Source organism: Candidatus Krumholzibacteriota bacterium, assembly GCA_016931295.1.
In the GTDB taxonomy this organism is placed as follows: domain Bacteria; phylum Krumholzibacteriota; class Krumholzibacteriia; order Krumholzibacteriales; family Krumholzibacteriaceae; genus JAFGEZ01.
Genome location: JAFGEZ010000019.1, coordinates 59,714 through 86,455 on the forward strand (window position 1 = coordinate 59,714; position 26,742 = coordinate 86,455).

Below are 26,742 nucleotides of genomic sequence, written 5' to 3' on the forward strand. Positions count from 1 at the left end.
AGGTGAACGTCGGACGATGACCGATCAGTTCATAGTGAGCATCGACGTCGGGACGACCTCGATGGCCGTCTGTATCGGGGAAGTCCGCGAGGACGGCGGCATGAAGATCGTCGGCGCCGGGAGGGCTCCGTCCGACGGAATCCGCAAGGGCGTCGTCGTCGACATCGAGGAGGCGGCCGCCGCCGTGCGGGAGGCGGCCGGCGAGGCGGAGCGGATGGCGGGCGCCCGGATCGAGGGGGTCTGCGCGGGGATCGCCTCTCCCCATATCCGCTGTTTCAACAGCCGGGGCGTCATCCCCGTCGAGCCGACCGGCCGGGAGGTGACGCGCCGGGACATCGACCGCGTGACCGCGACGGCGCGAGACATCACGCTGCCGGCCGACCGGGAGATCCTTCACGCCATCCCGCAGGACTACATGGTCGACCGTCAGACGGGGATCGCGGATCCCGCGGGAATGTCGGCCGCGCGGCTCGGCGCCGAGCTCCACATCGTGACGGGGCTCCGGCAGCCGGTCGAGCACTTCACGAAGGTGATCGAGAAGGCCGGGTACGAGCTGATCAACGTCGTCTTCGATCCGCTCGCCGCCGCCGAGGCCGTTCTCAGGGAGGCCGAGCGGGAGGCCGGCTGCCTGCTCGTCGACATCGGCGGCGGGGTGACGAGCTTCGCGCTCTTCCACGGCGGATGCGCGCGGGCGAGCGGCGTCATTCCCGCCGGCGGCCAGAACATCACGGGCGATCTCGCCATCGGCCTGCGAGTGCCGACGGCGACCGCCGAGGCCCTCAAGCTCGAACGGGGCGTCGCGCTCGCGTCGATGGCCCCGGCCGAGGAGGAGATCGAACTGCCGCCCGAGGCGGGAAGCGGCATGACCGTGCGGACGCAGATCGTCGCCGCGATCGTCGAGCCGCGGTGCGAGGAGATCTTCGACATGGTCAAGGAAGCGGTCGCGACCGATCCCCATTTCGCCTCGATGGGCGGGGGGGTCGTGCTGACCGGCGGCGGGTCGAGGCTCGCCGGCATGGAAGGAGTCGCCGGGCAGGTCTTCGACCTGCCGGTCCGCCGCGGCGTCCCCCTCGGATTCGGTGGGCTCGCCGAACTCGTCGAGGACGAGCGGTGGAGCACCGCCGCCGGACTCCTCCGCTACGAGGCGGAGCGGGTCGCGGACGACCGGCGGGCGGCGGGCGGTTTCGAACGATTCACATGGATGCTGTCCGGCATCCGGAAGATCGCGGGATTGTTCTAGAACGAAAGGGGAAAAGATGCGGTTCGAGTTCGACGATTACGGGGAGCTGGCCAGCCTGAAGGTCATCGGCGTCGGTGGCGCCGGCGGCAACGCCGTCAACCGGATGATCTCGGCGGGCCTTCAGGGCGTCGAGTTCGTCGCGGTCAACACCGACGCGCAGGTGCTCGAGCTCTCCATGGCCCACAAGAAGATCCAGATCGGCACGCGGTTGACCAAGGGGCTCGGCTCCGGCGGGAACCCCGACGTGGGGATGCGCGCGATCGAGGAGGATTGCGATCTCGTCCGCGAGATCGTCGACGGCGCCGACATGGTCTTCGTCACCGCAGGCATGGGAGGCGGGACCGGCACGGGTGCGAGCCCCGTCGTCGCCCGCATGGCGCGCGAGCTGGGCGCGCTCACCGTGGGCATCGTGACGCGCCCCTTCTCCTTCGAGGGGAAGCGCCGCGAACGACAGGCCCTCGAGGGGATCGACGAGCTCAAGAAGGAGGTCGACACCCTCATCGTGATCCAGAACGACCGGCTGCTCTCCCTCGTGCCGAAGGAGACGCCCCTCTCGGAGGCCTTCTCGAAGGCCGACGGGATCCTGCACCACGCGACGAAGGGGATTTCCGACCTCATCATGACCCCCGGCCTCATTAACCTTGACTTCGCGGATGTCCGCTCTATCATGAGCGGCATGGGAGATGCGTTGATGGGCACCGGCGTCGCCTCGGGAGAGAACCGGGCCGTCGAGGCCGCCAGGGCCGCGCTCGGTTCGCCGCTGCTCGACGACATCTCGATCCGCGGCGCCAAGGGCGTGCTGGTGAACATCACGGGCGACGAACGGATGAGCCTGCACGAGGTTTCACAGGCGACGGCCATCATCAGCGAGGAGGCGGGCGAGGAGGCCAACGTGATCTTCGGCGCGGTCGTCAACGACGATGTCGACGAGGAGATCCACGTGACGGTGATCGCCACGGGATTCGCCCACCGGGACCGCGAGATCCAGCCGTCCTTCTCGGCCGCGACCGTCTCGGGCGACGCGTTCGGGATGTCCACCCTGGCGCCCGAGCCGGTGCCGGAAACGGTCGAGTACGCCGAGGTCGCGAGCATCGCCGGAGCGACGGCCGCGAGCCGGTTCAACGAACCGAACCTCGATATTCCGACCTTCCTCCGGAAACAGCTCGACTAGGCGGGAGGATCCATTGTCGATCTGGGGCAGGCTGTTCGGGGTCGAGAAGAACAGGAACTACGAGCTCGGCATCCGCTTCTTCAACGAGGGCAGGTACGAGGAAGCGGTCGAGGCCCTCGAGAAGGCGATCGCCGAGGTCGGCCGCAACGACCCCGATCACGCCCTGGGGATGTTCTACGCCGCCGAGGCGCATTTCCATTGCGGCAACTCCCTCTTCGAGGAGGGGCGTTTCGAGAAGGCCCTCGCCCACTTCGAGAAGGCCGCCCGCGAGAATCCGGGCTATCCCGATCTCTACTACCGGATGGGCGTGATCAGGCACCGTCTCGGCGACGCCGACGCGGCCGCCGACTCGCTCGGCCGGGCGATCGAGCTCAACCCCCAGTACTTCGAGGCCGTCTGCTATCTCGGGATCGTCCTCTTCGAGTCGGGGAAGCGGGAGGAGGCCGACAGGTTCTTCGAGCAGGCCCGCGAGATCGGCGCGAGGTCCCCCGTCCCGATCTCCAAGTTCCTGAGCGCGCACCTCGCCTCGGGGGATACGGACATTCCCCCGCTCGCCTCGCTCCGGCGGATGGTCGTTCCGGCCGACGGCCAGTTCGGCGATCTCATGAGGACGGGGATCGAATCCTACAACACCGGCGATTACGCGCGTTCGGCCGAGGCGTTCCGCGAGGCCGCCCTGCTCCATCCCGATTACGCCGACGTGCGATTCAAGCTCGGCCTCTCCCTGTTGCGGGACGGCCGGCACGACGAGGCGGCGACGGAGTTCGAGGAGGCCCTTACGATCAATCCGCGCTACACGGAGGCCCGCTTCTATCTCGGCGTCACCTTTCTCGACCGGCGCATGTACCGCGAGGCGCTTCCCTGCTTCGATCGGGCGGCGGGGGAGAAACCGGACTACGCCGATCTCCAGTGCTACCTCGGGGCCACGCTCTATTACCTCGGCGAGCTCGACCGGGCAGGCCGGACGCTCGAGCGGGCCATCGAGCTGGCGCCGGGCTACACCAAGGCGAAATACTACTACGGGCTCCTCCTCTACACCGCCGGCGACCGCGGCCGTGCCGTCACCTATCTCTCCGAGGGGATCCGCGGCGGCGAGCGGAAGGAGTCGGCGGGGTTGAGCCTCGCCCTCGTCCATCTGCGCGAGGGGAATCTCGAGGAGGCGATGGCGGTTTTGAGGGAGATCCTCGAGGCGGGGGCGGGGAGCGCGGACGTCCTCTACTTTCTCGGAGAGATCCATCTCCGGACGAAGCGGCAGGACGAGGCGGCCGAATTCTACGAGCGGGCGCTCGAAGCCAACCCCGGCTTCGTGCGGGCCCGCGAGAAGCTCGCCTTCATCCACATGCGCCGCGGGGATTTCGACCGGGCCGAGGCGGTTCTCGCCGCGGCGGGAGGCGAGTACGCGGATCTCTGCAAGATCATGGGCGACATAAAATTCTACAAGGGCGACCTCGAGGAGGCGGAACGATGCTACCGGCGGAGTCTCGCCGTGAACACCGAGTACGGCGAGGCCTCCCTCTCGCTCGCCCTGACCCTCAGGCAACGGGGAAAGCAGGATGAGGCCGACGAACTCCTCCGCCGGCTCGTCGATCTCGATCCGGCGAACGTCGTCGCCCGGAGCCTGCTCGGGCGCGGCCCCCTCGATCTCGAACCATCCTGATGCCGGGAGGCCCGCCGTGACCGCCGCCCGGAAGCTCCCACCGCACGATTTCCTCTCCCGCGAGACGCGACTCGTCGCGTATCCCGCGCCCGAACGGGGCGCGCCGTCGGTTTATGTCGGCTACCCGGCCGATTACGCCACGGGGATGGCGAATCTCGGCTTCCAGTTCCTCTTCGACGCGCTCAGCAGGACGGGGACGCTGCGCGTCGAGCGCTTCTTCCTCGGCTGCGGGGGACAAACGATCGAGACGGGAGCGCCCATCGCCGGCGCGGACCTCCTCCTGGTCTCGGTCTCCTGGGAGGAGGATTACGTCAACCTCGTCCGTATCCTCGCCGGTGCGGGGATCGAGCCCCTTCGCGAGAGGCGGACCGTCGGGCCGGCGATCATCGCGGGAGGAGCGGCCGTCTCGGGGAATCCGTATCCCGTCTCCGCGATCGTCGACGCAGTCGTTCTTGGCGAGGGCGAGAGGCCGATCGCCGGATTGTGCCGCGCCGTCGAGGAGACGGCCGGGGCGGGGAAGAACGGTCTCCTCGAGACGATCACGGGGATCGAGGGCGTCATGCCCGCCGGCGGACGGGGGCGCTTCGCCCGCCCGGCCGATCCCGGCTCGTTTCCACATTCCGCGGTGCTCTCGCCACAGACGGCCTTCCCCGGCGTCCTGCTCGTCGAGATCGCGCGCGGGTGCCCGGGACGCTGCGCCTTCTGCCTCGCGACCGCCCTCTACGGCGCCTATCGGCCGATGCCGCGCGAACGCTTCGCGGCGATACTCGATCTGGCCGCAGGCAAATCAAACCGGGCGGGGCTCGTCTCGACGGCCGTCGCGGCCCATCCCGACCTCGCCGGCCTCGTAAACGAGGCGCAGGCCCGGGGGATGGTCCCGGCGTTCGGATCGCTTCGGGCCGAGGATATCGACGGGGAGACCGCCGGGCTGATCGGCGGCGCGGGGGCGCGGAGCGTCGCGCTCGCGCCGGAATCGGGATCGGAGAGGCTCCGGGCGCTCATCGGCAAGCGGGTCGCGGATGTCGTCTATCTCGATGCGGCCCGGCTCCTCGCGGCGGCGGGGGTCCGGCGCTTCACGCTCTATCTCCTGGTCGGACTGCCGGGGGAGGGAAACAAGACGGACGAGGAGACCGACAGGTTCCTCGCAGCCTTCGCCGCGGCGGCGGCGCCGGCGAAGACCGCGGTGCACGTGAACACCGTCGTGCCGAAGGCCTGGACGCCGATGCAGTTCCACGCGGTGCCCGGCGTGGCGACGCTCGATGCGCGGATGCGCCGGATCGAGGCGGTGTGCCGGCGCCTCGGCTTCGCCGTGCGTCGGAAGAACCTGCGTTCGTCACTGCGCCAGGCCGTCTTCAGCGCGGGAAACGAGGCGGTCGGGCGGGCCGCCGTCCGGTTGGCCGCGGGCGGCGTCTCGTGGCGTCGGGCCCTTCTCGACGAGGGGGTGGACCCGGATTTCATCCACCGGCCGCGGGGAATCGACAAACCGCTGCCGTGGGACTCGATCGAGGGGCCGGTCGCCAGGGCATCGCTCGAGCGGCGGTGGCAACGTCTCGAGGAGACGAAATGACGGGGGAAGAGTCCGGAACGGGAAAAACGGGCGTGAGAGAGGGAAAGACCCGTCCCCGCCCGTCGTTCGTTCGACAGGATGGCTCGTCGAGCAGGCTACACGACCTTGCGCGCGGCGCCGCTCTTGATGCACTGCGTGCAGACCCAGGTCCTGCGTGTCTTGCCGTCGATCTCGACGCGGATCCGCTGCAGGTTCGGCAGCCAGCGGCGGTTCGACACGTTGTGCGCGTGGCTGATGTTGTGGCCGCTCATCGGCTTCTTGCCGCATATGGCGCATTCTCTACTCATCGTTTCTCTCCCGGTTTGCCGGATGGGCTGAAAACAGATGAATAATCTACCGGATCCAGGCGGCGAAGGCAAGGGGATTATGAAGGGCGTTTCCGGCGTTGCCGACCCCCTCGGGGAAAGCAGCCAGTACGTCAAGGGCGTGGGCCCGGCGAGGCAGGAGATCCTCTCCCGTCTCGGCATCGAGACGGTGGGCGATCTCCTCGGACACTATCCGCGCACCTGGTACGACCGGAGCGATCCACTGCCGCTCGCCGGCGCCGAGCCGGGTTCGCCCGCGACGGTGGCCGCGGGTGTTCTCGCCGCCGCGACGAGGCGGACGCGCAACCGGCGATCCGTCACGACCGTCGTCCTCGGCGACGAGACGGGGACGGTCGACCTCGTCTTCTTCAACCAGCCCTACCTCGAGAAGACCTTCCAGCCGGGCGCGCGCGTCATCGCCTCGGGGACGGTGGGCCGGTACCGCGGGAGGCGGCAGATGATCGCCCCCGAATTCGAGATCGCCGATCCCGCCGACGACGGTCTCGTCCAGACGGGGCGGATCGTGCCCGTCTACCCGCTGACGGCCGGGCTGAGCGGCCGGACCATGCGCCGCATCGTCCGGGCGGCGCTCGACAAGTGCGCCGGCCGGATCGGGGAGAATCTCCCCCGGGCGCTCGTCGCGGCGATGGGTTTCCCGCCTCGCGGGGAGGCGTTCCTGCAGATCCACTACCCCGATGACCGGGCCTCGCTCGACGCGGCCGTGCGGCGGTTCAAGTTCGAGGAGGTCTTCTTCCTCCATCTCCTGCTGCGCGGGCGCCGCGAACGAAGACGGGCCGGGCGGCCGCGACCGGCGCTTTCGCCGCCGCACACGATGCTCGATCGTTTTCTCCATTCGCTTCCCTTCGACCTCACCGCGGCGCAAGAACGGGTCCTCGACGAGATCAGACGCGACATCGAGCGTCCCGAGGGGCTTTCGCGGCTGCTCCAGGGGGACGTGGGATCGGGAAAGACGATCGTCGGCCTCGCCGCGCTGACGATCGCCCTCGGGAGGGGCTACCAGGGGGCGTTCATGGTCCCCACCGAGATACTCGCCCAGCAGCACGCGGAGAAGGCGGACGGATATCTCGGCGGCCTCGGCATCCGAACGGCCCTGCTGATCGGCTCCATGCCCGCCGGCGAGAAGCGCCGCGTGCGGGAGGGGCTCGCCGACGGATCGATCGACCTCGTCGTCGGCACGCACGCCATCATCCAGGAGGCGACCGTCTTCCGGCAGCTCGGCCTCGCCGTCGTCGACGAACAGCACCGGTTCGGCGTGCGGCAGCGGGCCACGCTGGGCCGGGGCGAGCTGCTCCCGCACTTCCTCGTGATGACGGCGACGCCGATACCGCGAAGCCTCGCGCAGACTGTCTACGGCGATCTCGATCTCTCGCTGATCGACGAGCTTCCCTTCGGACGGCGGCGCGTTTACACGGAGATCGTTCCGCGGCGGAAGCGAAACCGGGTGTTCGACGCGGTGCGAGCGGCCTTCCGCGACGGGCGGCAGGCCTTCTTCCTGTATCCCCTCGTCGAGGAGAGCGAGAAGAGCGATCTCACGGCGGCGACCGACGCCTTCGAACGCCTCCAGTCGGGCGAGCTGGACGGATTTCCCATCGGCCTCCTGCACGGGCGCATGAGCTTCGAGGAGAAGTCCGCGGCGATCCGGCTCTTCCGGGAAGGGCGGATCCTCGGCCTCGTCACGACAACGGTGATCGAGGTCGGCGTCGACGTGCCGAACGCGTCGATCCTCGTCATCGAGCATCCCGAGCGCTTCGGGCTCGCGCAGCTCCATCAACTCCGCGGCCGCGTCGGCCGCGGGGGCGAGGCGGGCGCCTGCTATCTTTTGGCGGGGGAGGAGGTCGGTGGCCGGAGCGCGGAGCGTCTCGCATGGTTCGCCGCCAACGACGACGGCTTCGCGATCGCGGAGAAGGACCTCGAGATGCGCGGTCCGGGGGAGATCTGGGGATACCGGCAGTCGGGGGTGCCCGCCTTCCGGCTGATCAATCCCCTCTCCGACCGCGACCTCGTTCTTCGCTCGTGGGAGGAGGCGGGCCGCATGATCGCGGAGGACCCGCAACTCGGGCGCCGGGAAAACGCGGTTGTCTCCGAGTATTTCAGGCGGTATTATCGACCGCGGATGGCCCTCGCCGAGATCGGCTGACGGCCGGAACGAGAGGAGCCGGATTGATTTCGAGAGAGGACGGGATGGCGCTCGTGCGGCGCCACGTCACGAAGAAGAACCTCGTCAAGCACGCGCTCGCGGTCGAGGCGGTTTTGCGGTCGCTCGCCCGCCTCTTCGGCGAGGACGAGGAGGTCTGGGGGATCGCCGGGCTGCTGCACGATCTCGACTACGAGACCACCGTCGACGACCCGCCGCGGCACGGCTACGTGACGCGGGAGATGCTCGAGGGCGACGATCTCCCCGACGAGATCCTCCAGGCGATCGTCGCGCACGTCGGCCACGAGGGCGTGGAGCGGAAGACGTTGCTCGACAAGGCGATATACTGCACCGATCCGGTGACTGGCTTGATAGTTGCATCAGCCCTGATGCACCCCTCGAAGTCTCTCGCGGGGATGGACGCGGAGTTCGTGGGGAAGCGCTTCAGGGAGAAACGGTTCGCGGCAGGCGCGGACCGGGATGCGATTGCAGAATGTCGTGAGCTGGGTCTCGAATTGCACGTCTTTCTCGGGATCGCGCTCGAGGCGATGCAGGGAATCGCCGGCGATCTCGGGCTCCAGGGAACGGCTCACCGATCATCCGGAGGAGCAGCGACATGATCGTCACCTGTGACGGATGCCAGACGAAATACCTGCTCGGCGACGACAAGGTTCCCGGGAACGGGATCCGCGTCCGCTGTCCGAAATGCCGGCACGTGTGGCGGCTCGTGCCGCCTCCCGCCGACCCGGTCTTCGAGGTCGCCGGCGGCGCTTTCGCCGCGGAGGCGCCGGTCGCCGAACCGGCCCGGGGCGGATGGGCCTCGATGGACCGGACGCCGGCGTCGGCGCCGGCGATGGACACCGCGCCGGCGCACGAGGAGATCGAGATGCCCGCCGCGGAGCCGCAGGCGCCGCCCCCCGACCCCGAGCTGCGCCGGAGGGACGACCGCGCCCGGCGGCAGGCGCGGGTCTTCGTGAGCGACATCCTCGAGTACAACCGCGAGAAGCGCGACCGGGCTCTCGAGAACGGAGACCTGATGAGCGCTCTCGGCACCGAGATCAAGAAGGCGTGGGAGGCCTACAAGGACAAGGTCGGTCCCGACTGCGTCGAAGCCAACACATACTTTCGAGACGCGCTCAACACGATTCTCGCCGACGGACAGAGCGTATTCTGACGGAGACGGTGAGCACGGTCCCGTTGCATTGCCTGAACCTCGAGACTGGACTCCGCGACGAGTTCTTCGCGGGGGTCTGTCTGCCCGATTCGATGCGCGTCCGCACGTACAAGACCTTCCGCGGCCTGCTGCAGAGTCTCGAGAAGACGGAGGGTGAGGCGCCCGTCGTGCTTCTCTTCCTTCCCGTGGGCGATCCCGTCTCCAAGCGGACACGCGAGCTCCGCCTGGCGAGTTTCGACTCCCCGATCTACGTCGTCACCCGCTCGTGCAGCGAGAGCGACTACCTCACCTACATCACCCTCGGCGTGAGCGGGATCTTCCATCCCCCCTTCAGCCACGCGGACGTCCGCGGGATACTCCAGGGACGCACCTTCGAATCTTTGCCCTTCCCGAGGTCCCGCGAGCTGATCCGCGAGGGGCAGATCCGCCTCGATTTCCTCGTGCCGAGCAAGCTCTCCCGGATCCTCGGGGTCAACCGCCTCGTCTCCTTTCTCACCTCAGAGTTCGGTTTTCCCCCGGAGGAGAGCCTGGTCAACCTGCCGCTCGTGATGGACGAGGCCCTCTCCAATGCGATCCGCCACGGCAACCGGTGCCGCGACGACCTCAAGGTCCGCGTCCGCATCTACATCTCGTCGCGCCGGATCGTCGTGCAGGTTGAGGACCAGGGGGAGGGGTTCGACCACGAGGCGGTCGCCGACCCTCGCCGGGAGGGCAATATCTACAAGGACTCGGGCAGGGGGATCTACCTGATCCGCGAGCTGATGGACCTGGTGAGTTTCGAGCGCGGGGGGCGCGTCATCAAGATGGAAAAACGCAATCCTGACGCGCCGGCCTAGGTTGCCCGCTCACTCGCCCCACTTCTCCCGCGAGATCTTCTCGAGCAGCGTGTCGATCTGGGAGCGGATACGCTCGTCCTGGTCGGGCTCGAAGAGGACCTTCTTCACACGTCCCTGCTCGTCCTTCTTCACGTACCTGAGGGCCTTGATGTTCTCCAGCGGGATCAGGATGTCCTTGCTCACGCGCACCTCGATCGCCCGGTCGTCGAGGTTGACGTCGCGAGTGTTGAACGGATGCATCCCCATGCCCCAGCCGTGCACGAACATCGAGCAGATGATGGCGCGGAAGGTGTTCTGCCGCTGGACGGTGTCGAGCTCGAAGGTCTCGCCGAACCGTTCCATGATCCCGTCGATGACGCCGCGGAGCTTGTCGAGGACCTCCTCGCTCGGCTCGGTGTTGAGAAGGCGGTGAAATACCTCACGCAGAATTTTTTCCGTGATCTCCATCCTGACCCCCGCGCTGTTCCGTTGACATTCGACCGGCGTCTCTCGTCGCGCCGATCCACGCGCACCCCGCCGATGCAAGAAAGAGGCCGAGCGCGAGAGCGAGCGTTCGCTCGCCGACGCGCTCACCCACGATACCGAAGAGAAAGGCCGATAGCAAGAAGAGACTCCGGGAAAGGACCTCGCGGAAGGAGATGACCGTGGCGCGCAGCCCCTGCCCGGCGCGTTCCTGTATCTCGGCCTCGGCGATGACGACGACGGGGGAGGCGGCGAACCCGGCGACGAGGCAGCCGAGAGCGAGCGAGACGGGGCCCCGCGCGGCGTAGACGATCGCCGAGGCCAGTCCCATCAGGAGGAAGAGCAGGCACTCGGCCGCGTTGCGCCGCGCGCGCGATATCCGTTCGGCCAGCCACGAGCCGGCGCCCATCCCCGCGCCGAGCGCCAGCCCCGCTGCGGCGATTCCCATCGAGGAGCCGGGCGGGGTCACCTTTCCGACGAGGACGACGGCGATCACGCTGAAACCGCCGGCGCCGAAGAAGAGGATCGACTGCGTTCCGACGGGGCGCCGGAGCCCCGGCGACCTCCTGAGCAGGTGGAGGCCGCCGCGTATCGATCGCGGCAGGGAGAGGGGAACGGGGGCGTGGAGCGGTCGCCGCCGCTCCGTCTCGCGGGCGAGGCCGATCATCAGCGCCGCCGAGACGAGGTAGGTGGCTCCGTCGAGCCAGAAGCAGACCCGCCAGGAGAGCAGGTCGAAGATGATGCCTCCCGAGAGGAAGCCCGCCACCGTCCCGGCGATCCCCGCGGTCCAGAGGATCGAGTTCGCCCGGACGAGCCCGTTCGCCGGGACGATCTCGGGGATCAGGGCCGATTTGGCCGGCACGAAGAAGAGATTGCCGACGGCGAGGAGGAAGACGACGCCGATGACCGGCGCGAACCCCCCCGTCGCCGAGAAGAGGAAGGGGAGGGAGATGACGAGGATTCCACGGAGACAATCGGTCACGACGAGCACGCGGCCCTTCGACGTCCGGTCGACGAGGGCGCCGGCGATCGGGGCGAGGGTGAAGATCGGCAGGTACATCGCCAAATAGATCAGGGGGAGCATGCGGCCGGGGTGCGCCGCGAAACGGTTGACGAGGGCGACGAGCGAGAAGTTGTTGAGCCGGTCGCCGTAGAGGGAGATCGCCTGCGCGGCGAGAAAGCAGCCGAAGAAGGAACGGCCGAGGGGGACGATCGGTCGTGTCATGCGCCGAAGCCCCCGGCATTCTCGCGGGCCGGGCGCCTCGCCGGCAGGCCGAGGGTCTCGAGCAGGATCCGTTCGAGCGCACGCGTCGCCGAACGGCAGTCGTACCGGAGCGCCGTCTCGCGGCCGCGGCGGCCGAGGGCGCGACGGAGCGGGGCGTCGCCGGCGAGGCGGACGATCGCGTCGGCGAGGCGGTCGGCGCGCCGCGGGGGAACGAGCATCCCCTCGTGGCCGTCGGTGAGGACATCGCGGAATCCGGGGATGTCGGAGGCGACGATCGGCACGCCCGAGGCCATCGCCTCGAGGAGCACGATCCCGAAGCTCTCCCGCCCGGTCGCCGGGAAGCAGCAAATGTCGGCCGAGGCGTACCAGCGGGGCAATTCGGCGGGGCTCACACGGCCGACGTTGCGGACGGCGCCGGCGCTGTCTCCCAGGAGGCGGAGCAGTGACGGGTGGAACCGTCCCCCGCCGACGATGGCGAGGCGGATCGGCCTCGCCGAACGGCGCCGCGCGGCGGGGATCGCCCGCAGCAGGTAGTCCACCCCCTTCCGCCGGTCGAGACGGCCCACGTAGAGGACGTTGCAGGCGCCGTCCCCGGGTTCGGGCCCGTCGTCCGCGGCGGGGCGGAACCGCGAACAGTCGACCCCGTTGTGGACGATGTCGTACTCCCCAGGGAAGTAGCTGCGGGCGAAGGTCGCCGCCGCGCGCGAGACGGCGATGCGCCGGGCGAGCATGCGGGCGCGCCGGTCGAGGGGACGGCGGAAGAGCCGGTAGCCCGCGTTGCGTTCGGCCGCCGCGTGGAAGGTGCCGACCACGGGAATGCGGCCCGCCGCCGCGTGGAGGGCGATAAGCGGGAGGGTGGGGACGAGCGGGCAGTGCGTCTGGATGACGTCGAACCGCCGCTCGCGGAAGATTTCCTCGAGACGCCGCCGGAGACGGAAGCCGGCCGTGACGTTCACCCAGGCGCCGTTCACCGGGAGCAGGAGGTTGCGGCCGATGCGGACGACGTCCTCCTCGTCGGCGTTTTCTCCGCCGTAGGAGGTCGTGACGATCGTCACCTCGTGCCCGAGACGGCGGAGGTTGCGGGCCGTGTAGTGGACGACCTCGGTCACCCCGCCGGGCCGGGGGTGATAGGATTGCGTCACGATCCCGATCCTCATCGTCCCGTCCCGAAGAAGTCCCGGAAGATGCACCACTGGTCGACGTTCGACCGGATGATCTCCTCGAGCCGGCCGAAGAGCCGGCGGTTGATCTCGGCGTCGCCGCCGCCGGCGAGGCGCTCGAGGTGGATCGACAGGCCGCCGGTCTCCTCGCGGCGGGTCCAGCCGACGATGATCGGCCTGCCCGTCGCCCGGGCGAGACGCGCCGCGCCGGCGGGCACGCGGACGGGCCGCCCGAAGAAGCCGATCTCGTCGCCCCCGCTGAAGACGTCGCCGTCGAGGAGCAGGGCGACGACGCCGCCGCCGGCGAGCGCCCGGAACAGCCGCCGCCAGGAGTCCCCCGGGCCGACGACCTCGATCCGGCGCGTCTCCTTCGCCGACTTCAGGGCCCCGGTCAACAGGCTGTTCATCTGCACGCCCGCGACCACGTGGAGCCGGTAGCCGAGGGAGGCGAGGTGGCGGGCCGCCCGCTCCCAGTCGCCCACGTGCGCCGTGGCGAGGATGGCGCCGCCGCCGGCGAGGGCTTCGTCGAGGACGTTTCGTCCCTCGATCCGTATCCCGGCGTCCGGCGACGTGTCCCGGCGGCCCGACGCGAACATGCCGGCGAGGTTCGCCACGTGGCAACGGAAGACGCCGCGGACCCCGGCCCCGTCGAGGGGCGCGCCGGCCGCCGCCGCGTTCGTCGCGACGTTGCGCCGCTTCGACGGCGAGCACAGCCAGGCCAGCGTGCCGGCCGCCGACACCGCCCGCCGGCGAAGCGTCCGCGGCATCGATGCCAGCGCGGCCGCCGTCGTTCGATAGACGAGTTCACCCGTTGTCACGGCTGCCAAGGATAGAAACAGCCGCCGGGTGTGTCAAGTACGGAGCGATGGCACGGTTCTGGCATCCGGATCGGCGGACACCCGAAAGGAGGCCCCGGCTTGCAGATGTGCACTGAAACCACGGTATTCATGCAAAAAGCGATCTATTTCGTTTCCCGGATCATCGCCGCGCGCGGCATCATCGAACTGACCGACCGGTTTCTCCGCTTCCAGGTGTCCCCCCTGGACGCCTCCTTCGGGATGAAGGACATCACCGTGGACCTCTGCTCGATCAGCGACCTCGTCATCGAGGGAGGGGACCTCAAGACGAAGGTCATCGTCTGCACGCCCGACCGGCGCCACGAGTTCGTCCTCGCCGGCGGCCAGGATCTCTACGACCATCTCCGCGCGAGCCAGAAGGATCCCCTCGGCGCCACAACCGGCACGCCGGCCCGCGACACGACCCGCGCCTGCGACTGCGGCAGGCGGATCGACACCCTCTACGCCTACTGTCCCTGGTGCGGCCGCCGCGTGTAGGCCGCTCCCCGGGCCATTTTTCGGTTGTGGACCCCCAAATCATGTGTTAACTTTCGGTCGGAATTATCCGATCCCGCAGTCGCGTAACCGCATATGTCCCATGGAGGAGGTCCAGATGAAACGGATCGGTGTCATCACGGCGCTTCTCGCGCTGTCCCTCGCGATCGCGGGTGGATGCGACGATGAAACGGCAGGCGTCGATCAGACCGGCATCAATCTGAGATTCGCGAACTGCCTCCCTCTCGGTATCTGGGTGTTCGTCGACGACGAGTACCAGAGCTTCGCATCGACGGAGGAGCCGCAATTCATCTCCGTCACGGCCGGCTCCCACACGCTGTGGGCGCGCAGCAACGCCCAGCTCGGCGACGAGTTCTACAGCTGGGACATCGAGTTCTCCGTGAGCGACGGCCAGATCACGGAATTGACCCTCGATTGCACCGACGCGCTCGACTCGGGCGGCGAGTAGCGCCGCGACGAGGACATTGCAAAACGACAGCCCTCTCCAATCCGCGGACGAGGGCTGTTTCGCGTCCGGCGACCCCGCAGCTCCCAACTCCTTCTCGCGTAAAGAGATAAAATGACCGCGGCCCACCGGGCCGTGGCACGCTCCTTGCGGAACGTACTCTCCGGCCGGGGTGGGCGCTTCCCGGATCGGACAGCGGTGCCCGGCACCCAGAGGTTGAATACGCCTGCTCCGGATTCTGCTTCCTTCGTCTGTGCATCGAGAGAGCGGGAGGGAAGCCCACGCCCGGCCGATGGAAGGAGATCGAGGATGGCTGTCTACAACTACGGCGACGAGGAGATCAACGTCAAGGTCGTCTACTACGGGCCCGGTCTCGGCGGGAAGACGACGAACCTCGAGCAGATCCATGCCCGGCTTCCCCGCGAGAACAAGGGGAAGATGGTGTCGATGAAGACCCGCACCGACCGGACGCTCTTCTTCGATTTTCTTCCGATCGAGGTCGGAGGCATCAACGGGTACACCGTCAGGTTCCTCCTCTACACGGTGCCGGGGCAGGTCTACTACAACGCCACGCGCAAGCTCGTGCTCAAGGGGGTCGACGCCCTCGTCTTCGTCGCCGATTCCTCGGCCGACCGGATGCAGGACAACAAGGAGAGTCTCCAGAACCTCGAGGACAACCTCAACGAGCTCGGACTGACGCTGCGCGAGATCCCCTGGATCATCCAGTTCAACAAGCGCGATCTGCCCGACGCCCTCCCGCGGGAGGTCATGGAGAAGGAGCTCAACATCTTGCAGGTCCCCGCCTTCGAGGCGACGGCCGTCGACGGCCGCGGCGTCTACGAGACGTTCGAGGGGATCGCCGGACTGGTGCTGAGGAACATGAAGAAGGATCTCGGAGGCGCCCTTCACGAACCGCCGCGCGAGACGCACGACGGGCATCGGATCGACGTGGAGATCGTGGCGAAGGGCCGCCCGCGCGCCGGGGTTTCGGAGACGGACGAAGGCGAGTCTTTGATAGACGCAGAGAAGAGAGAAGAGGAGCACGAGTCCGTCTCCGAATTCGTCGACAGCGTCCTCCAGGAGGAGGGTGGCGAAGACAGCATCGATCTCGGCGCGACGCGCGGGGGATACGAGGATTACGGCCATGTCGTCGAACTGGCCGACGACGCCGCGAGTTCCCCCGCCGCCGGGGAACCGCCGCAGAACGGGGAGATCATCTCCGATCCGCTCGAGCACTTCAGCGACGAGGCGGCGCCCGTCGAGGAGGCCGCGATCCCGGAGCCCGCGCCCCGGCCCGCTGCCGCGCCCGTGCGGACCATCAGGGTGCCCGTGACGATCTCGGGAGACGAGGTGGGATCGTCCGTGCCGATCGAGATCGTTCTCGAGGTGCGCATCGCCGAGCCGACGACCTGAAATAGAACTTGACCGATCGAAAGCGACGGTAGAATACTATGACCGGGATTCGCCCACGGATCGCGGTTTTTTTCGTGAAGGGAAGGGCATGGTCAAGATCCTGATCGTCGACGACGAGATCAACGTCAGGAAGCTCTACAGCGAGGAACTTCAGGGCGAGGGGTACGAGACGGTCACCGCGGCGGACATCGCCGGGGCGATCGACGCGGTCGAGACGGCACGGCCCGATCTCATCGTGCTCGATATCAAGCTGAAGGAAGAGAGCGGGATCGACGCGCTCAGGGAGATCGTCCAGCGGCACAAGAACATCCCGGTCATCATCAACTCCGCCTACTCGGTCTACAAGGACGATTTCCAGACGTGGGCGGCGGACGCGTACATCGTCAAGTCGAGCGATCTCGACCCGCTCAAGCGGAAGATCAGGGAGCTGCTCGGATGACGCGGCCGGCATGGAGACGGATCGCGGCCGCGGCCGCTTTTCTTTTCCTGGCGGCGACGGCCGCGGCGACGGACGTCCGGCCGCCGGTGCCGAGCGTCTTCAGCGACTACATCGACCGGGCGGCATCCCCGCAGCAGTTCCTCGCCATCCCCGGGCTGAGCTTCCACCAGTCGGTCGGGTTCTCGTACTTCTCCTCGGACGACCGGGGCTCCGCGGGGACGGGTTTCTACATGGGACATTTCGACCTGCGTCTCCGCGACGATCTCTTCCTCCGCTGGGACGTCGGCGTCTCCTCCGTGATGACCGGTCCCGAGGGGGGACAGAACCCCGATTTCATCATCCCGAACGTCGATCTCACCTATCGCCCGAGCGACCGCCTGATGATGCAACTCCAGTTCCGCCAGTACCGCTCCTTCCGCACCGGCCTCCTGCGCTGACCTCAGCCACGGATTATTCCAACTGTTTTTTCGACAGAGGGATAGCCTCTTCATTTCAGGCCTTGACAGGAACGTGCCGACCGGTCTAGGTTCTGGAGCGGGAACGGTGCATCGACAGGGTATCCTCGCAGGGGGTCGTGATTTGACGATTCGGTGGGAACGGTTGTTCGAGCTCGCGCGCGGCGAGCGCTCCGAGGAGGGACGGGAGATCGTCAGGCTCGGCCGGAAGGTCGGGGAGGGGACGGCGCGGCCGGAGGAGGCGATCGAGCTCGCGCGGCATCTCGTCCGCCGAAACGACGCGCGGCGCGCCGAGGAGGTGCTCGCCGGCGTTCTCCGCGACGACGCGGCGTGCACGGAGGACGTGTGCGACGCGTGCGAGCTTCTCGAGCGCATCGGGTCGTGGGACCGCGCATTCGCGGGCTACGATCGTCTCCGCGGGCACGAGGGGACGGGGGCGTTGCCCGTCTACCGCATGGGCCGCCTCCTCGAGAAGCAGGGGCGTCTCGACGAGGCGATCGCCACGCACGGCGAGGCGATCGAGATCGAGCCCGACAATCCCGAATGCTACTACCGCCTCGGCGTCGCCTACACGAAGAGCCACCGCTACGACGAGGCGGAGCGTCTCTACCGGCAGGCGATCGCCATCGATCCGACGCACGCGAAATCCTACACGAACCTCGGATACATCCTCGACCTGGGCGGCCGGCGAAACGCCGCGCTGCAGCAGTTCAGGAAGGCGGTCCAGCACAATCCGCGGAGCGCGGAGGCGCATTTCAATCTCGGGGCCCTCTACGGTGAGGAGGGGAACCGCGAACAGGCGATCAAGGAGTTCCGCATCGGGATCGAGATCGACCCGGGGTGCGTCGAGGGTCATTACAACCTCGGCGTCGCCCTCATCAACGAGGGCCGGTACGACGACGCCGAGGAGGAATTCCGCAAGATACTCAGGCTCGAGGGCGACAACGTCAACGCCTTCTTCTACCTCGGCTATCTCTCGTACCGGCGCGGCGTCTACGCCCGCGCGCTGAAGTACCTGAAACAGGCGGTGTGCCTCAACCCGGGGAACGCGACGATCCTCTACTACATCGGCGAGTGCTACAACCGGATGGAACAGCCGCGGAAGGCCCTCGACTACTACAAGAAGGTCACCGAGATCAACCCGGGCGACACGCGCGTCTACTTCAGCCTCGGCATCTCGTACGAAAAGCAGGACGACAAGCGGAAGGCGCGGGAGTGCTATCGGATGGCGGCCGATTCCCGGTGCGACGGTCCCGGGAGACTGCAGCCCACCGAATGAAGGCGGTCGTGACGATGAGGGACGGTACCGTGCGACCCGCAGGACCGGCGGGGATCATCCTCGCCGGGTTTTTTCTGTGCGTCGCGGCCGTTCCCTGCGCCGCCTCCGACGAGACGATCCCCGTCGATTCCTGGGTCTACCCGGCGCTCGGCACCTTCGAGCTCATCGGGCTCGCGAGCCTCGAGACAACCCGGCCGCTGACGCGGCTCCAGATCATGCGCCACGTCGAGGAGATCGGGCGGCGCGTCGAGGAGGAGGGGATCGACCTGACGCCGCGCCAGGCCTTTCTCTACGGCCGGCTCTTCCACGAATTCAACGGGGCCGCGCTCGGCCGCCCCTCCCTCCGCGAAGACACCGCCCCGCTCGTTCTGGTGGAGGACCGGGATTTCGCGGCGATCGATCTCGCCGCGGGCGGCGGCCTGCGCAAGAGCGTCGACGACGACCGGGGGCAGGCGGACGGGACGATCCTCCCGTCGGTCCTTCTCTCGCTCGGAGGAAACGGCGCGGTGACGATCGAGACGGCCTACCGCGTCCGGATCCGCCCGGAGCGCGCGCTGGCGCGGGGCGCGGAGGCGTCCGATCCCCGCGAGAGGAGTTGGCGCGGCGTGACGGCCTCCCTCGATCGCGGCTCCGTCTCGTGGACGGGGAGACGCTGGCGGCTGAGCGTCGGCCGCGATCACGTCCACTGGGGCGGCGGGGAGGAGGGGCTCCTCCTCTCGATGACGGCGGGATCGCTCGACCGCGTGCTGGCCGAGGCGACGCTCGGGCGCTTCACGCTCGTCGCCGTCCACGCCCTGCTCGACGGCGTCCGGCCGAGGCGGCTCGCCGGGCACCGGCTCGTCGCGCGTCTCGGGCGTGCGCGTATCGGGATCGGGGAGACGGTCGTCTACACAGACCGATTGTTCGACTACGCCTACCTGCTGCCCCTCGGCTCCTTCTACGCGAACCAGTACAACGAGAAGGAGGACGACAACATCCTCTGGGGCGTGGATCTCTCGGTGCCGCTCGCGCGCGGGCTCTTCGCCCGCGGCGAGCTGCTCGTCGACGATTTCCAGTACGAAAGCGATCCCCCGGCGCCCGACCGGATCGCGTTCGACCTCTCGATCCAGGCGCACCTGCGGGCCGGACGGCGCGAGCTCGAACTCCTCGCCGGCTACACCTTCGTCGACATCTTCACGTACGCGCACAAGGATTCCCTCGCGACGCGCTATCTCGCCGGGTCCGGGCAACCGGGCGCCGACGCCTGCCTCGGGTCGCCGCTCGGTCCCGACAGCGACCGGTGGCGCCTGCGGATCGCCGCTCCCGTCTCCCGCCGGGCCGTTCTCTCGGTGGACGCGGCCGTCACGCGGCGCGGCGAGGGCGCCGACTTCAGGGAATGGGACCGCGCCGAGGATCCCGATCCCCCCTTCCCGAGCGGCCGAACGACAACCGAACGGATCGCCGCCGCCTCCTGTATCGTCGATCTCGGCGGCGGATCGAACGTTTCGGCGGGGTTCGGCTGGCGGTTCGTCGAGGCCCCGACCGGCGACGCCGACGACGGGTTCGGCTGGCTGGAGATCCTCCTGGACGTTCCATGAGAAGACTGTACGGCTTCATCAGGATCATCCGGCCGCACAACGCGGCGGCCGCCGCCCTCTCGGCCGGCGCGGGACACGTTCTCGCCGGCGGGGGATGGCCGCCGGCCCTTCTGCTGTGGGCGACGGCCCTCGTCACGGCGGCGGGAAACGTCATCAACGATCTCCGCGACCGCGACATCGACGCGGTCAACAAGCCGGGGCGTCCCATTCCGTCCGGGACGGTCTCGACGCGGGCGGCGGGGATCCTCTACGCCGCTCTGCTCGTCGGCGCGGCGGCCGCGGCGGCCGCCTTGCCGGCATCTCTCGCCGCATGGATCCTCATCTGGGCCCTGCTCCTCCATCTCTACTCGGCGAGGCTCAAGCGGCTCTTCCTCGCCGGGAACCTGCTCGTCTCCGTCGTCTCGGCGTCCGGATTCCTGCTCGGCGCATTCGCCGCCGGTCGCATCGCGGCGGGGTGGGTGCCGGCCGCCTTCACCTTCGCGTTCGTTCTTGGACGGGAACTGGTCAAGGACTGCGAGGACGAGGCGGGCGACGCCGCCTGCGGCGCGCGTACCGTCCCGATCGTCTCGGGACGCCGGCGGGCGCTCGCCGCGGCGACGACGATCTTCGTTTTTCTCGCCCTGCTCTTTCCCCTTCCCGCGATCACCGGATTCTACGGGAGGGGGTACGCGGTCGTTGTCGCCGCCGGGCTCGAGCCGATCCTCGTCGCGTCGATCGCGCTCGCCTCGCGCGGGCGGCGTCTCGGTCTCGTCTCCCTGCTCCTCAAGGCGGGGATGTTCGTCGGGATCGTCGCTTTCCTCTCCGGTTGAAAGGAGCGCTCCGTGCCGATACCGCTGCCGACGGCGATCCTGCTCGCCCTGATACAGGGTCTCACCGAGTTCCTGCCGGTCTCCTCCTCCGGCCACCTCGTCCTCGCCGAGGCCCTGCTCGGTCTCCGCGGCGGGCAGGCGGGCGGCGTCCTTTTCGAGGTGGCGGTCCACGCCGGCACGCTCGGCGCGGTCATCGTCGTCTACCGGCGGAAGATCGGGGCGATCTGCTCGGGGCTCGCCGGGAAGGTGGAGGAGGCGCGGCGCGGCGCCATGGGCTACGTCGGCCTGATCGTGCTCGGAAGCGTGCCCGCCGGCCTGGTCGGCGTGTTCCTGCACGACCGCGTGACGGGGCTCTTCGACGAGCCGGCGGTCGCGGCGGCGCTCCTCGCCGCGACGGGGCTCTTCCTCCTTTTCTCGCGCAACCGGCGGGGGAGCCGGCCGATCGGGCCGCGCGAGGCCGTTCTCATCGGCATCGCCCAGGCGGCGGCGATCCTTCCCGGCCTCTCGCGCAGCGGCCTGACGATCACGACGGCCCTGCTGCTCGGCGCGGGGCACGCCGAGGCGGCGGAGTTCTCCTTTCTCCTCTCCGTGCCCGCGATCCTCGGCGCGCTGCTTCTCGAGACGGCGGGGGGCGCCGGCCCTGCCGGGCCGGGCGCCCTGGCGACGCTCGCCATCGCCGCCGCGGCGGCCTTCCTTTCGGGCTGGGGCGCGCTGCGCCTGCTGATCGGCCTTCTCCGCCGCGACCGGATGCACCGCTTCGCGTGGTACCTTCTTCCCGCGTCGGCCGCCGCTCTCGCGTGGCTCGGCCTCGGCAACTGACGGAAAAGGGCGGAGGGCGGGCCGCTGTTGACCCCCGCCCCGGCGCGTGTTAGTTTTAGCGGACCGATTCCGGAACGAAAGCCCGCAGAAGGAGTGTCGATGCTGGAGAAGGTCTACAGCCCGAGCGACGTCGAGCGCAGATGGAACGACTTCTGGACAGAGCGCGGCGTCTTCACCGCGGACGCGGAGGCGGACGCGCCGTCCTACACGATCATCCTCCCCCCGCCGAACGTCACGGGCAAGCTGACGATCGGCCACTGCCTCGGCACGACGGTGCAGGACATCCTGATCCGCTGGAAGAAGATCCGGGGATGCAACGTTCTGTGGCTTCCCGGGACGGACCACGCGGGCATCGCCACGCAGAACGTCGTCGAACGATCGCTCGCCGAACGGGGGCTGTCGCGCGGAGAGCTCGGCCGCGAGGCCTTTCTCGAGGAATGCTGGCGCTGGAAGGAGCTGTATCACGGACGGATCGTCCAGCAGCTCGGCCGCCTCGGCGTCGCGCTCGACTGGTCGCGCGAGGCGTTCACCCTCGACGAGGGCGTCTCCCGCGCCGTCCGGGAGGTCTTCGTCCGGCTCCACGAAAAGGGCCTCGTCTACCGCGGCGACTACATCGTCAACTGGTGCCCCTCCTGCGGCACGGCGATCAGCGACGAGGAGGTCGAGTTCGTCGACACGCACGGCTCGCTCTACTACGTGGCCTACCCCTTCGCCGACGGCGGGGGAGAGCTCGTCGTCGGCACGACGCGGCCCGAGACGATGCTCGGCGACGTCGCCGTCGCCGTGAGCCCGCTGAACGAGCGGGCGGCGGAACTGGCAGGGCGGCTTCTCCGGCTCCCGCTCACCGACCGGGAGATCCCCGTCATCCTCGACGAGGCGGTCGATCCCGAGTTCGGGACGGGTTGCCTCAAGGTCACTCCCGCGCACGACACGACCGATTTCGAGATCGGCCGGCGGCACGATCTCGACCCCGTCGTCGTGATCGGCCGCGACGGCCGGATGAACGACCGCGCGGGGAAGTACGCCGGCCTCGACGTCTTCGAGGCGCGCCGGAGGATCGTCGCGGCTCTCGATGAGGCGGGGCTCCTCCGCCGGATCGATAACTACGACCATTCGGTCGGCCATCACGACCGCTGCGGCGCCGTCGTCGAACCGGCGATCTCGATGCAGTGGTTTCTCCGGATGGCCTCGCTGGCGGCGCCGGGCATCGACGCGGCCGTCGCCGGCGACGTCGGGTTCTTTCCCGAGCGGTGGAAGAACATCTACCTGAGCTGGATGGAGAACATCCGCGACTGGTGCATCTCGCGGCAGCTCTGGTGGGGACACCGCATCCCGGTCTGGTACTGCGGTTGCGGCGAGACGATCGTCTCGGCGATCGAGCCCGTCGCGTGTCCCGCTTGCGGATCCGGCGCACTCCGGCAGGACGAGGACGTCCTCGACACCTGGTTCTCCTCGTGGCTGTGGACCTTCTCCCCGCTCGGCTGGCCGGAGCAAACGAAGGATCTCGACGTCTTCCACCCGACCGACGTGCTCGTGACCGGCGGGGACATCATCTTCTTCTGGGTGGCCCGCATGATCATGGCGTCCCTCGAGTTCCTCGGGGAGATCCCCTTCTCCACGGTCTACATCACGGGGATCGTCAGGGACGCGAAGGGCCGGAAGATGAGCAAGTCGCTCGGGAACTCCCCCGACCCGATCGACATCATCGACGAGTACGGGGCCGACGCGCTGCGCTTCACGCTGATGATGCTCTCGCCGCCGGGCCAGGACCTGCTCTTCGACGAGGCGAAGGTGGAGACCGGACGGCATTTCGCCAACAAGATATGGAACGCGGCCCGCTTCGTGCTCGGGCGAGAGGAGTCGGCGGGGCCGGGGAGCGGTCCCGTCGGCGAGGCCGGCGCCGCCCTCCTCGGCGACGAGAAAACGGGACCGGTCGTCTTCGGATGGGAGGACCGCTGGATCGCATCGCGCCTTGTCGACACGTGGCGCGCCGTCGACGACCGCCTCGAGCGGTTCCGTTTCGACGAGGCGATCCGGCTGCTCCACGACTTCTTCTGGCACGAGTTCTGCGACTGGTATCTCGAGATGGCGAAACCGGCGCTGCGAGAGGGCGGCGAGCGGGCCGCCGGCGCCGTCGCCGCCGCGCGGTTCGTCCTCGGCGGGTCGATGGTCCTGCTCTACCCCTTCATGCCCTTCATCACCGAGGAGATCTGGCGGATGCTCGCGCCGGGTCGGCCGGCGCTCTCCGAGGGAACGATCGGGTTGCCGGCCGGCGAACTCGTCGACGAGAACCTCGACCTCGACGTCGGGCTCTTCAAGGAGATCGTCACGACGATCAGGAACCTGCGGCAGGGATGCAACGTCCCCCCGGCGAGCGCGGTCGACGTGATCCTGAACTGCGAGCCGGGAAGCGGGATGGCCGGGCGGCTCGCCCGCTTCGAGCCGCAGATCAGGCACCTCGCGCGCGTCGCGGAGATCGAAACGACCGAGGGCGCCGGGAAACCGGCGGGGAGCGTCGCGGCGGGTCTCGCGGGTCTCGAGATCTACCTTCCGCTCGACGGTGTCGTCGATCTCGCCGAGGAACGGGCCCGGCTGAAAAAGGAACTTGAAAAACTCGGCGTCGAGTGCGACAAGATAGCCGTGCGCCTCGATGACGGGCGGTTCGTCCAGCGGGCGCCCGCCGAGGTCGTCGCCCGGGAACGCGAGCGCTTCGAGGAGATGAGCGACCGGCGCGGACGGCTGGAACGGATACTGGAGGATATCGGGTGAGCGAGGATCCCGGAGGAACGGAAGAAACGAGGGGCCGGGACGGACCGTTCCGCGGCGAGGAGACGGTCGGCGAGATCCTTCTCGCCGCGCGGGAGGCCTCGGGGCGTTCCCTCGAGGAGATCAGCAGGGAAACGCGGATCCCCGCCGGGACGATCGGGTACCTCGAGACGGACAACTTCGAGGCCCTGCCGGCCAAGGTCTACATCAAGGGGTTCCTGCGGACCTACGCCGCGCTGCTCGATCTCGACGTACAGCACATCCTCGACAAGTACGAGGTCCAGACGGGGCAGACGCACACGAGCCGCGGCGACCTGTGGGAGATCGAGGCCGAGACGGTCGAGGAACGGATCGCGTCCCCGGGGATCCTCAGGAGATTCCTGCTTCCCGCCGTTCTCGTCGTGGCGCTCGTCGTCGTCCTCCTGCGTATCGACTGGCGGCGCGACCGCGTGGCGGAGCCGCCGGACTACCCGCCGACGGCGGCGGAGACGCAGCGGCGCGATTCCTCGGAGGCGGCGCCGTCCGGCGAGGAGGAGCGGGAGCCCGCCGTGGAAGACCGGCGGCGAGAGGAGGCGATTCCGGAGACGCTGATACTCACGCTCACCGCGGGCCCCGCGGACAGCGTGTGGTTCGATCTCGTGACGATCTCGGCCCCCGCCGACACCTCGTTCTTCGATTTCATCCTCTTTCCCGGCCGGACGCGGACCTTCACCGCCACCGAGGCGATCGTCCTGCGCAAGATCGGCAACGCCGGCGGATTCACCAGCGAGCTGAACGGCCGCCGCCTGGACAGGCCGGGAATGCGCGGACAGGTCGTCAGCGACATCCGGATCACCCGCGACGACCTCCGCTGAGTCGCCGGAGTCCTGGAGCGCGATGTCCCTCTTCACCATCACCGCACCCTACGGGCCGACGGGCGATCAGCCCCGGGCGATCGAGGAGCTCCTCCGCGGCGTCAGGGAGAAGCGGAAGTACCAGACGCTCCTCGGCGTCACCGGGTCGGGCAAGACCTTCACCATCGCGAACGTCATCGCCCGGTGCGGGATGCCTGCGCTTGTCATCTCCCACAACAAGACCCTCGCCGCGCAGCTCTACGGCGAGTTCCGCAATCTCTTCCCCGAAAGCGCGGTGGAGTACTTCATCTCCTACTACGACTACTACCAGCCCGAGGCCTTCATCCCGGCGACCGACACCTATATCGAGAAGGACGCCTCGATCAACGAGGATATCGACCGGCTGCGGCTGCGGACGACCGGCTCGCTGATGACGCGGCGCGACGTCGTCGTCGTGGCGAGCGTCTCGTGCATCTACGGCCTCGGGTCACCCGAGGAGTTCCGCGACATGACGGTGTCGCTCGAGGAGGGGGCCGCCTGCGGACGGGACGCGCTCCTCGGCGACCTCGTCCGGCTCCAGTACTCGCGCAACGACCTCGATTTCGGGCGGGGGAACTTCCGCGTCCGCGGCGACGTCATCGAGCTCCGGCCAGCCTACATGGAGGAGGGGCTGCGCATCGAGCTCTTCGACGACGAGATCGAACGGATATCGGTCGTCCATCCCGTCTCCGGGGAGGTGCTCCGGAAAACCGCCCGTGCGACGGTCTTTCCAGCCACGCACTTCGTCACCTCGGGGGAATCGGTCGAGCGGGCGATCCGCTCCATCGAGGAGGAGCTCGCCGGGCGGCTCGAGGAGCTGAAGCGGGCGGGGATGGCCTTCGAGGCGCGGCGGCTCGAGAAGCGCACGCGCTACGACATCGAGATGATGCGGGAGATGGGGTACTGCACGGGGATCGAGAACTACTCGCGCCACCTCTCCGGGCGCCTCCCGGGAGAGCGTCCCGCGACGCTCATCGACTATTTCCGCGACGATTTCCTCTGCATCATCGACGAGTCGCACGTGACGATCCCGCAGATCCGCGCGATGTACGAGGGGGACCGGAGCCGCAAGACGACCCTCGTGGAGCACGGTTTCCGGCTTCCCTCCGCGCTCGACAACCGGCCCTTGCGCTTCGGGGAGTTCGAGGAACTGATCGGGCGCTTCATCTTCGTCTCGGCGACGCCGGGGCCCTGGGAGCTGGAACGGTGCGGTGGGGAGGTCGTCGAACAGATCGTCCGCCCCACCGGCCTCATCGATCCCGCGATCGTCGTCCGGCCCGTCGAGGGGGAGGTGGACGACCTCCTCGAGGAGATCCGTCTGCGCGTCGAGCGTGGCCAGCGTGTCCTCGTGACGACTCTCACCAAGCGGATGTCGGAGGATCTCACCCGGTACTTCTCCGACCTCGGCGTGCGGGTGCGGTACCTGCACAGCGACATCGCCGCCCTCGACCGCGTCGAGATCCTGCGCGACCTGCGCTTCGGCGAGTTCGACGTCCTCATCGGCATCAACCTGCTGCGCGAGGGGCTCGATCTTCCGGAGGTGACGCTCGTCGCGGTCCTCGAC

Annotated in this window: 24 protein-coding genes and 1 pseudogene; 20 read left to right on the plus strand and 5 right to left on the minus strand. The window is 68.5% G+C overall.

Going from position 1 to position 26,742, the window contains the following annotated elements; translation table 11 throughout:
• The first annotated feature begins 16 nt into the window (after window positions 1-16).
• The 4 genes from ftsA to JW876_05645 are packed head-to-tail and all read left to right on the plus strand — an operon-like array spanning window position 17 to window position 5,635.
• Window positions 17-1,240, plus strand: a complete 1,224-nt coding sequence (gene ftsA, locus JW876_05630) for a cell division protein FtsA (protein MBN1884985.1) — start codon at window positions 17-19, stop codon at window positions 1,238-1,240.
• A 16-nt stretch (window positions 1,241-1,256) separates the two neighbouring features.
• Complete coding sequence (gene ftsZ, locus JW876_05635; GenBank protein MBN1884986.1) at window positions 1,257-2,411, plus strand: cell division protein FtsZ; 1,155 nt, start codon at window positions 1,257-1,259, stop codon at window positions 2,409-2,411.
• A 13-nt stretch (window positions 2,412-2,424) separates the two neighbouring features.
• The gene (locus JW876_05640; protein ID MBN1884987.1) at window positions 2,425-4,068 is read left to right on the plus strand and encodes a tetratricopeptide repeat protein; all 1,644 of its coding nucleotides are present in this window, start codon (window positions 2,425-2,427) and stop codon (window positions 4,066-4,068) included.
• A 16-nt stretch (window positions 4,069-4,084) separates the two neighbouring features.
• On the plus strand, window positions 4,085-5,635 hold the full coding sequence (locus tag JW876_05645) for a radical SAM protein (protein MBN1884988.1): 1,551 nt from the start codon (window positions 4,085-4,087) through the stop codon (window positions 5,633-5,635).
• Window positions 5,636-5,730: 95 nt separating this feature from the next.
• On the opposite strand, the gene JW876_05650 is transcribed toward JW876_05645, so the two are convergent.
• The gene (locus tag JW876_05650) at window positions 5,731-5,922 is read right to left on the minus strand and encodes a 50S ribosomal protein L28 (GenBank protein ID MBN1884989.1); all 192 of its coding nucleotides are present in this window, start codon (window positions 5,920-5,922) and stop codon (window positions 5,731-5,733) included.
• Window positions 5,923-6,001: 79 nt separating this feature from the next.
• Here JW876_05650 and recG point away from each other — a divergent pair, with 79 nt between their 5' ends.
• Genes recG through JW876_05670 form a run of 4 tightly spaced genes read left to right on the plus strand, consistent with a single transcriptional unit; the run spans window position 6,002 to window position 10,105 of the window.
• Complete coding sequence (gene recG / locus JW876_05655) at window positions 6,002-8,098, plus strand: ATP-dependent DNA helicase RecG (protein ID MBN1884990.1); 2,097 nt, start codon at window positions 6,002-6,004, stop codon at window positions 8,096-8,098.
• A gap of 26 nt (window positions 8,099-8,124) precedes the next feature.
• A complete protein-coding gene (locus JW876_05660) occupies window positions 8,125-8,715 on the plus strand; it encodes an HDIG domain-containing protein (GenBank protein MBN1884991.1) in 591 nt (196 codons plus the stop codon).
• Window positions 8,712-9,269 carry a zinc-ribbon domain-containing protein gene (locus JW876_05665; protein ID MBN1884992.1) on the plus strand — a complete coding sequence of 186 codons (558 nt, stop codon included), beginning with the start codon at window positions 8,712-8,714 and terminating at the stop codon, window positions 9,267-9,269. Before JW876_05660 ends, JW876_05665 begins: the two co-directional genes overlap by 4 nt.
• An 8-nt stretch (window positions 9,270-9,277) precedes the next feature.
• Complete coding sequence (locus tag JW876_05670; protein MBN1884993.1) at window positions 9,278-10,105, plus strand: ATP-binding protein; 828 nt, start codon at window positions 9,278-9,280, stop codon at window positions 10,103-10,105.
• Window positions 10,106-10,114: 9 nt separating this feature from the next.
• On the opposite strand, the gene JW876_05675 is transcribed toward JW876_05670, so the two are convergent.
• The 4 genes from JW876_05675 to JW876_05690 are packed head-to-tail and all read right to left on the minus strand — an operon-like array spanning window position 10,115 to window position 13,779.
• Window positions 10,115-10,552: a hypothetical protein gene (locus JW876_05675; GenBank protein MBN1884994.1), complete on the minus strand. Its 438-nt coding sequence runs from the start codon at window positions 10,550-10,552 to the stop codon at window positions 10,115-10,117.
• Entirely contained in the window at window positions 10,524-11,792 is a 1,269-nt protein-coding gene (locus JW876_05680; protein MBN1884995.1) for an MFS transporter, read from the minus strand. Before JW876_05680 ends, JW876_05675 begins: the two co-directional genes overlap by 29 nt.
• Window positions 11,789-12,949, minus strand: a complete 1,161-nt coding sequence (locus JW876_05685) for a glycosyltransferase family 4 protein (GenBank protein ID MBN1884996.1) — start codon at window positions 12,947-12,949, stop codon at window positions 11,789-11,791. The genes JW876_05680 and JW876_05685 overlap by 4 nt, the downstream gene beginning before the upstream one ends.
• On the minus strand, window positions 12,946-13,779 hold the full coding sequence (locus tag JW876_05690; protein ID MBN1884997.1) for a lysophospholipid acyltransferase family protein: 834 nt from the start codon (window positions 13,777-13,779) through the stop codon (window positions 12,946-12,948). The genes JW876_05685 and JW876_05690 overlap by 4 nt, the downstream gene beginning before the upstream one ends.
• Window positions 13,780-13,875: 96 nt before the next feature.
• On the opposite strand from JW876_05690, the gene JW876_05695 reads away from it, so the two are divergent.
• The 12 genes and pseudogenes from JW876_05695 to uvrB all read left to right on the plus strand — a co-directional run.
• A complete protein-coding gene (locus JW876_05695) occupies window positions 13,876-14,286 on the plus strand; it encodes a hypothetical protein (GenBank protein MBN1884998.1) in 411 nt (136 codons plus the stop codon).
• 115 nt (window positions 14,287-14,401) lie between these two features.
• Window positions 14,402-14,752, plus strand: a complete 351-nt coding sequence (locus JW876_05700) for a hypothetical protein (protein MBN1884999.1) — start codon at window positions 14,402-14,404, stop codon at window positions 14,750-14,752.
• 306 nt (window positions 14,753-15,058) lie between these two features.
• Window positions 15,059-15,637, plus strand: a pseudogene (locus JW876_05705) (gliding-motility protein MglA).
• Between the two features lie 613 nt (window positions 15,638-16,250).
• Complete coding sequence (locus JW876_05710) at window positions 16,251-16,601, plus strand: response regulator (protein MBN1885000.1); 351 nt, start codon at window positions 16,251-16,253, stop codon at window positions 16,599-16,601.
• Complete coding sequence (locus JW876_05715; protein MBN1885001.1) at window positions 16,598-17,038, plus strand: hypothetical protein; 441 nt, start codon at window positions 16,598-16,600, stop codon at window positions 17,036-17,038. Before JW876_05710 ends, JW876_05715 begins: the two co-directional genes overlap by 4 nt.
• Before the next feature lie 142 nt (window positions 17,039-17,180).
• Entirely contained in the window at window positions 17,181-18,335 is a 1,155-nt protein-coding gene (locus tag JW876_05720; GenBank protein ID MBN1885002.1) for a tetratricopeptide repeat protein, read from the plus strand.
• Window positions 18,332-19,912: a hypothetical protein gene (locus tag JW876_05725; GenBank protein MBN1885003.1), complete on the plus strand. Its 1,581-nt coding sequence runs from the start codon at window positions 18,332-18,334 to the stop codon at window positions 19,910-19,912. Before JW876_05720 ends, JW876_05725 begins: the two co-directional genes overlap by 4 nt.
• Window positions 19,909-20,721 (plus strand): geranylgeranylglycerol-phosphate geranylgeranyltransferase, encoded by an 813-nt coding sequence (locus JW876_05730; GenBank protein ID MBN1885004.1) that lies wholly within the window; start codon window positions 19,909-19,911, stop codon window positions 20,719-20,721. Before JW876_05725 ends, JW876_05730 begins: the two co-directional genes overlap by 4 nt.
• A 12-nt stretch (window positions 20,722-20,733) precedes the next feature.
• On the plus strand, window positions 20,734-21,540 hold the full coding sequence (locus JW876_05735; GenBank protein MBN1885005.1) for an undecaprenyl-diphosphate phosphatase: 807 nt from the start codon (window positions 20,734-20,736) through the stop codon (window positions 21,538-21,540).
• A 99-nt stretch (window positions 21,541-21,639) separates the two neighbouring features.
• Complete coding sequence (locus JW876_05740) at window positions 21,640-24,309, plus strand: valine--tRNA ligase (protein MBN1885006.1); 2,670 nt, start codon at window positions 21,640-21,642, stop codon at window positions 24,307-24,309.
• Entirely contained in the window at window positions 24,306-25,160 is an 855-nt protein-coding gene (locus tag JW876_05745; protein ID MBN1885007.1) for a helix-turn-helix domain-containing protein, read from the plus strand. The genes JW876_05740 and JW876_05745 overlap by 4 nt, the downstream gene beginning before the upstream one ends.
• A gap of 22 nt (window positions 25,161-25,182) precedes the next feature.
• A partial coding sequence (gene uvrB, locus JW876_05750) for an excinuclease ABC subunit UvrB (GenBank protein MBN1885008.1) occupies window positions 25,183-26,742 on the plus strand: 1,560 nt, incomplete at its 3' end.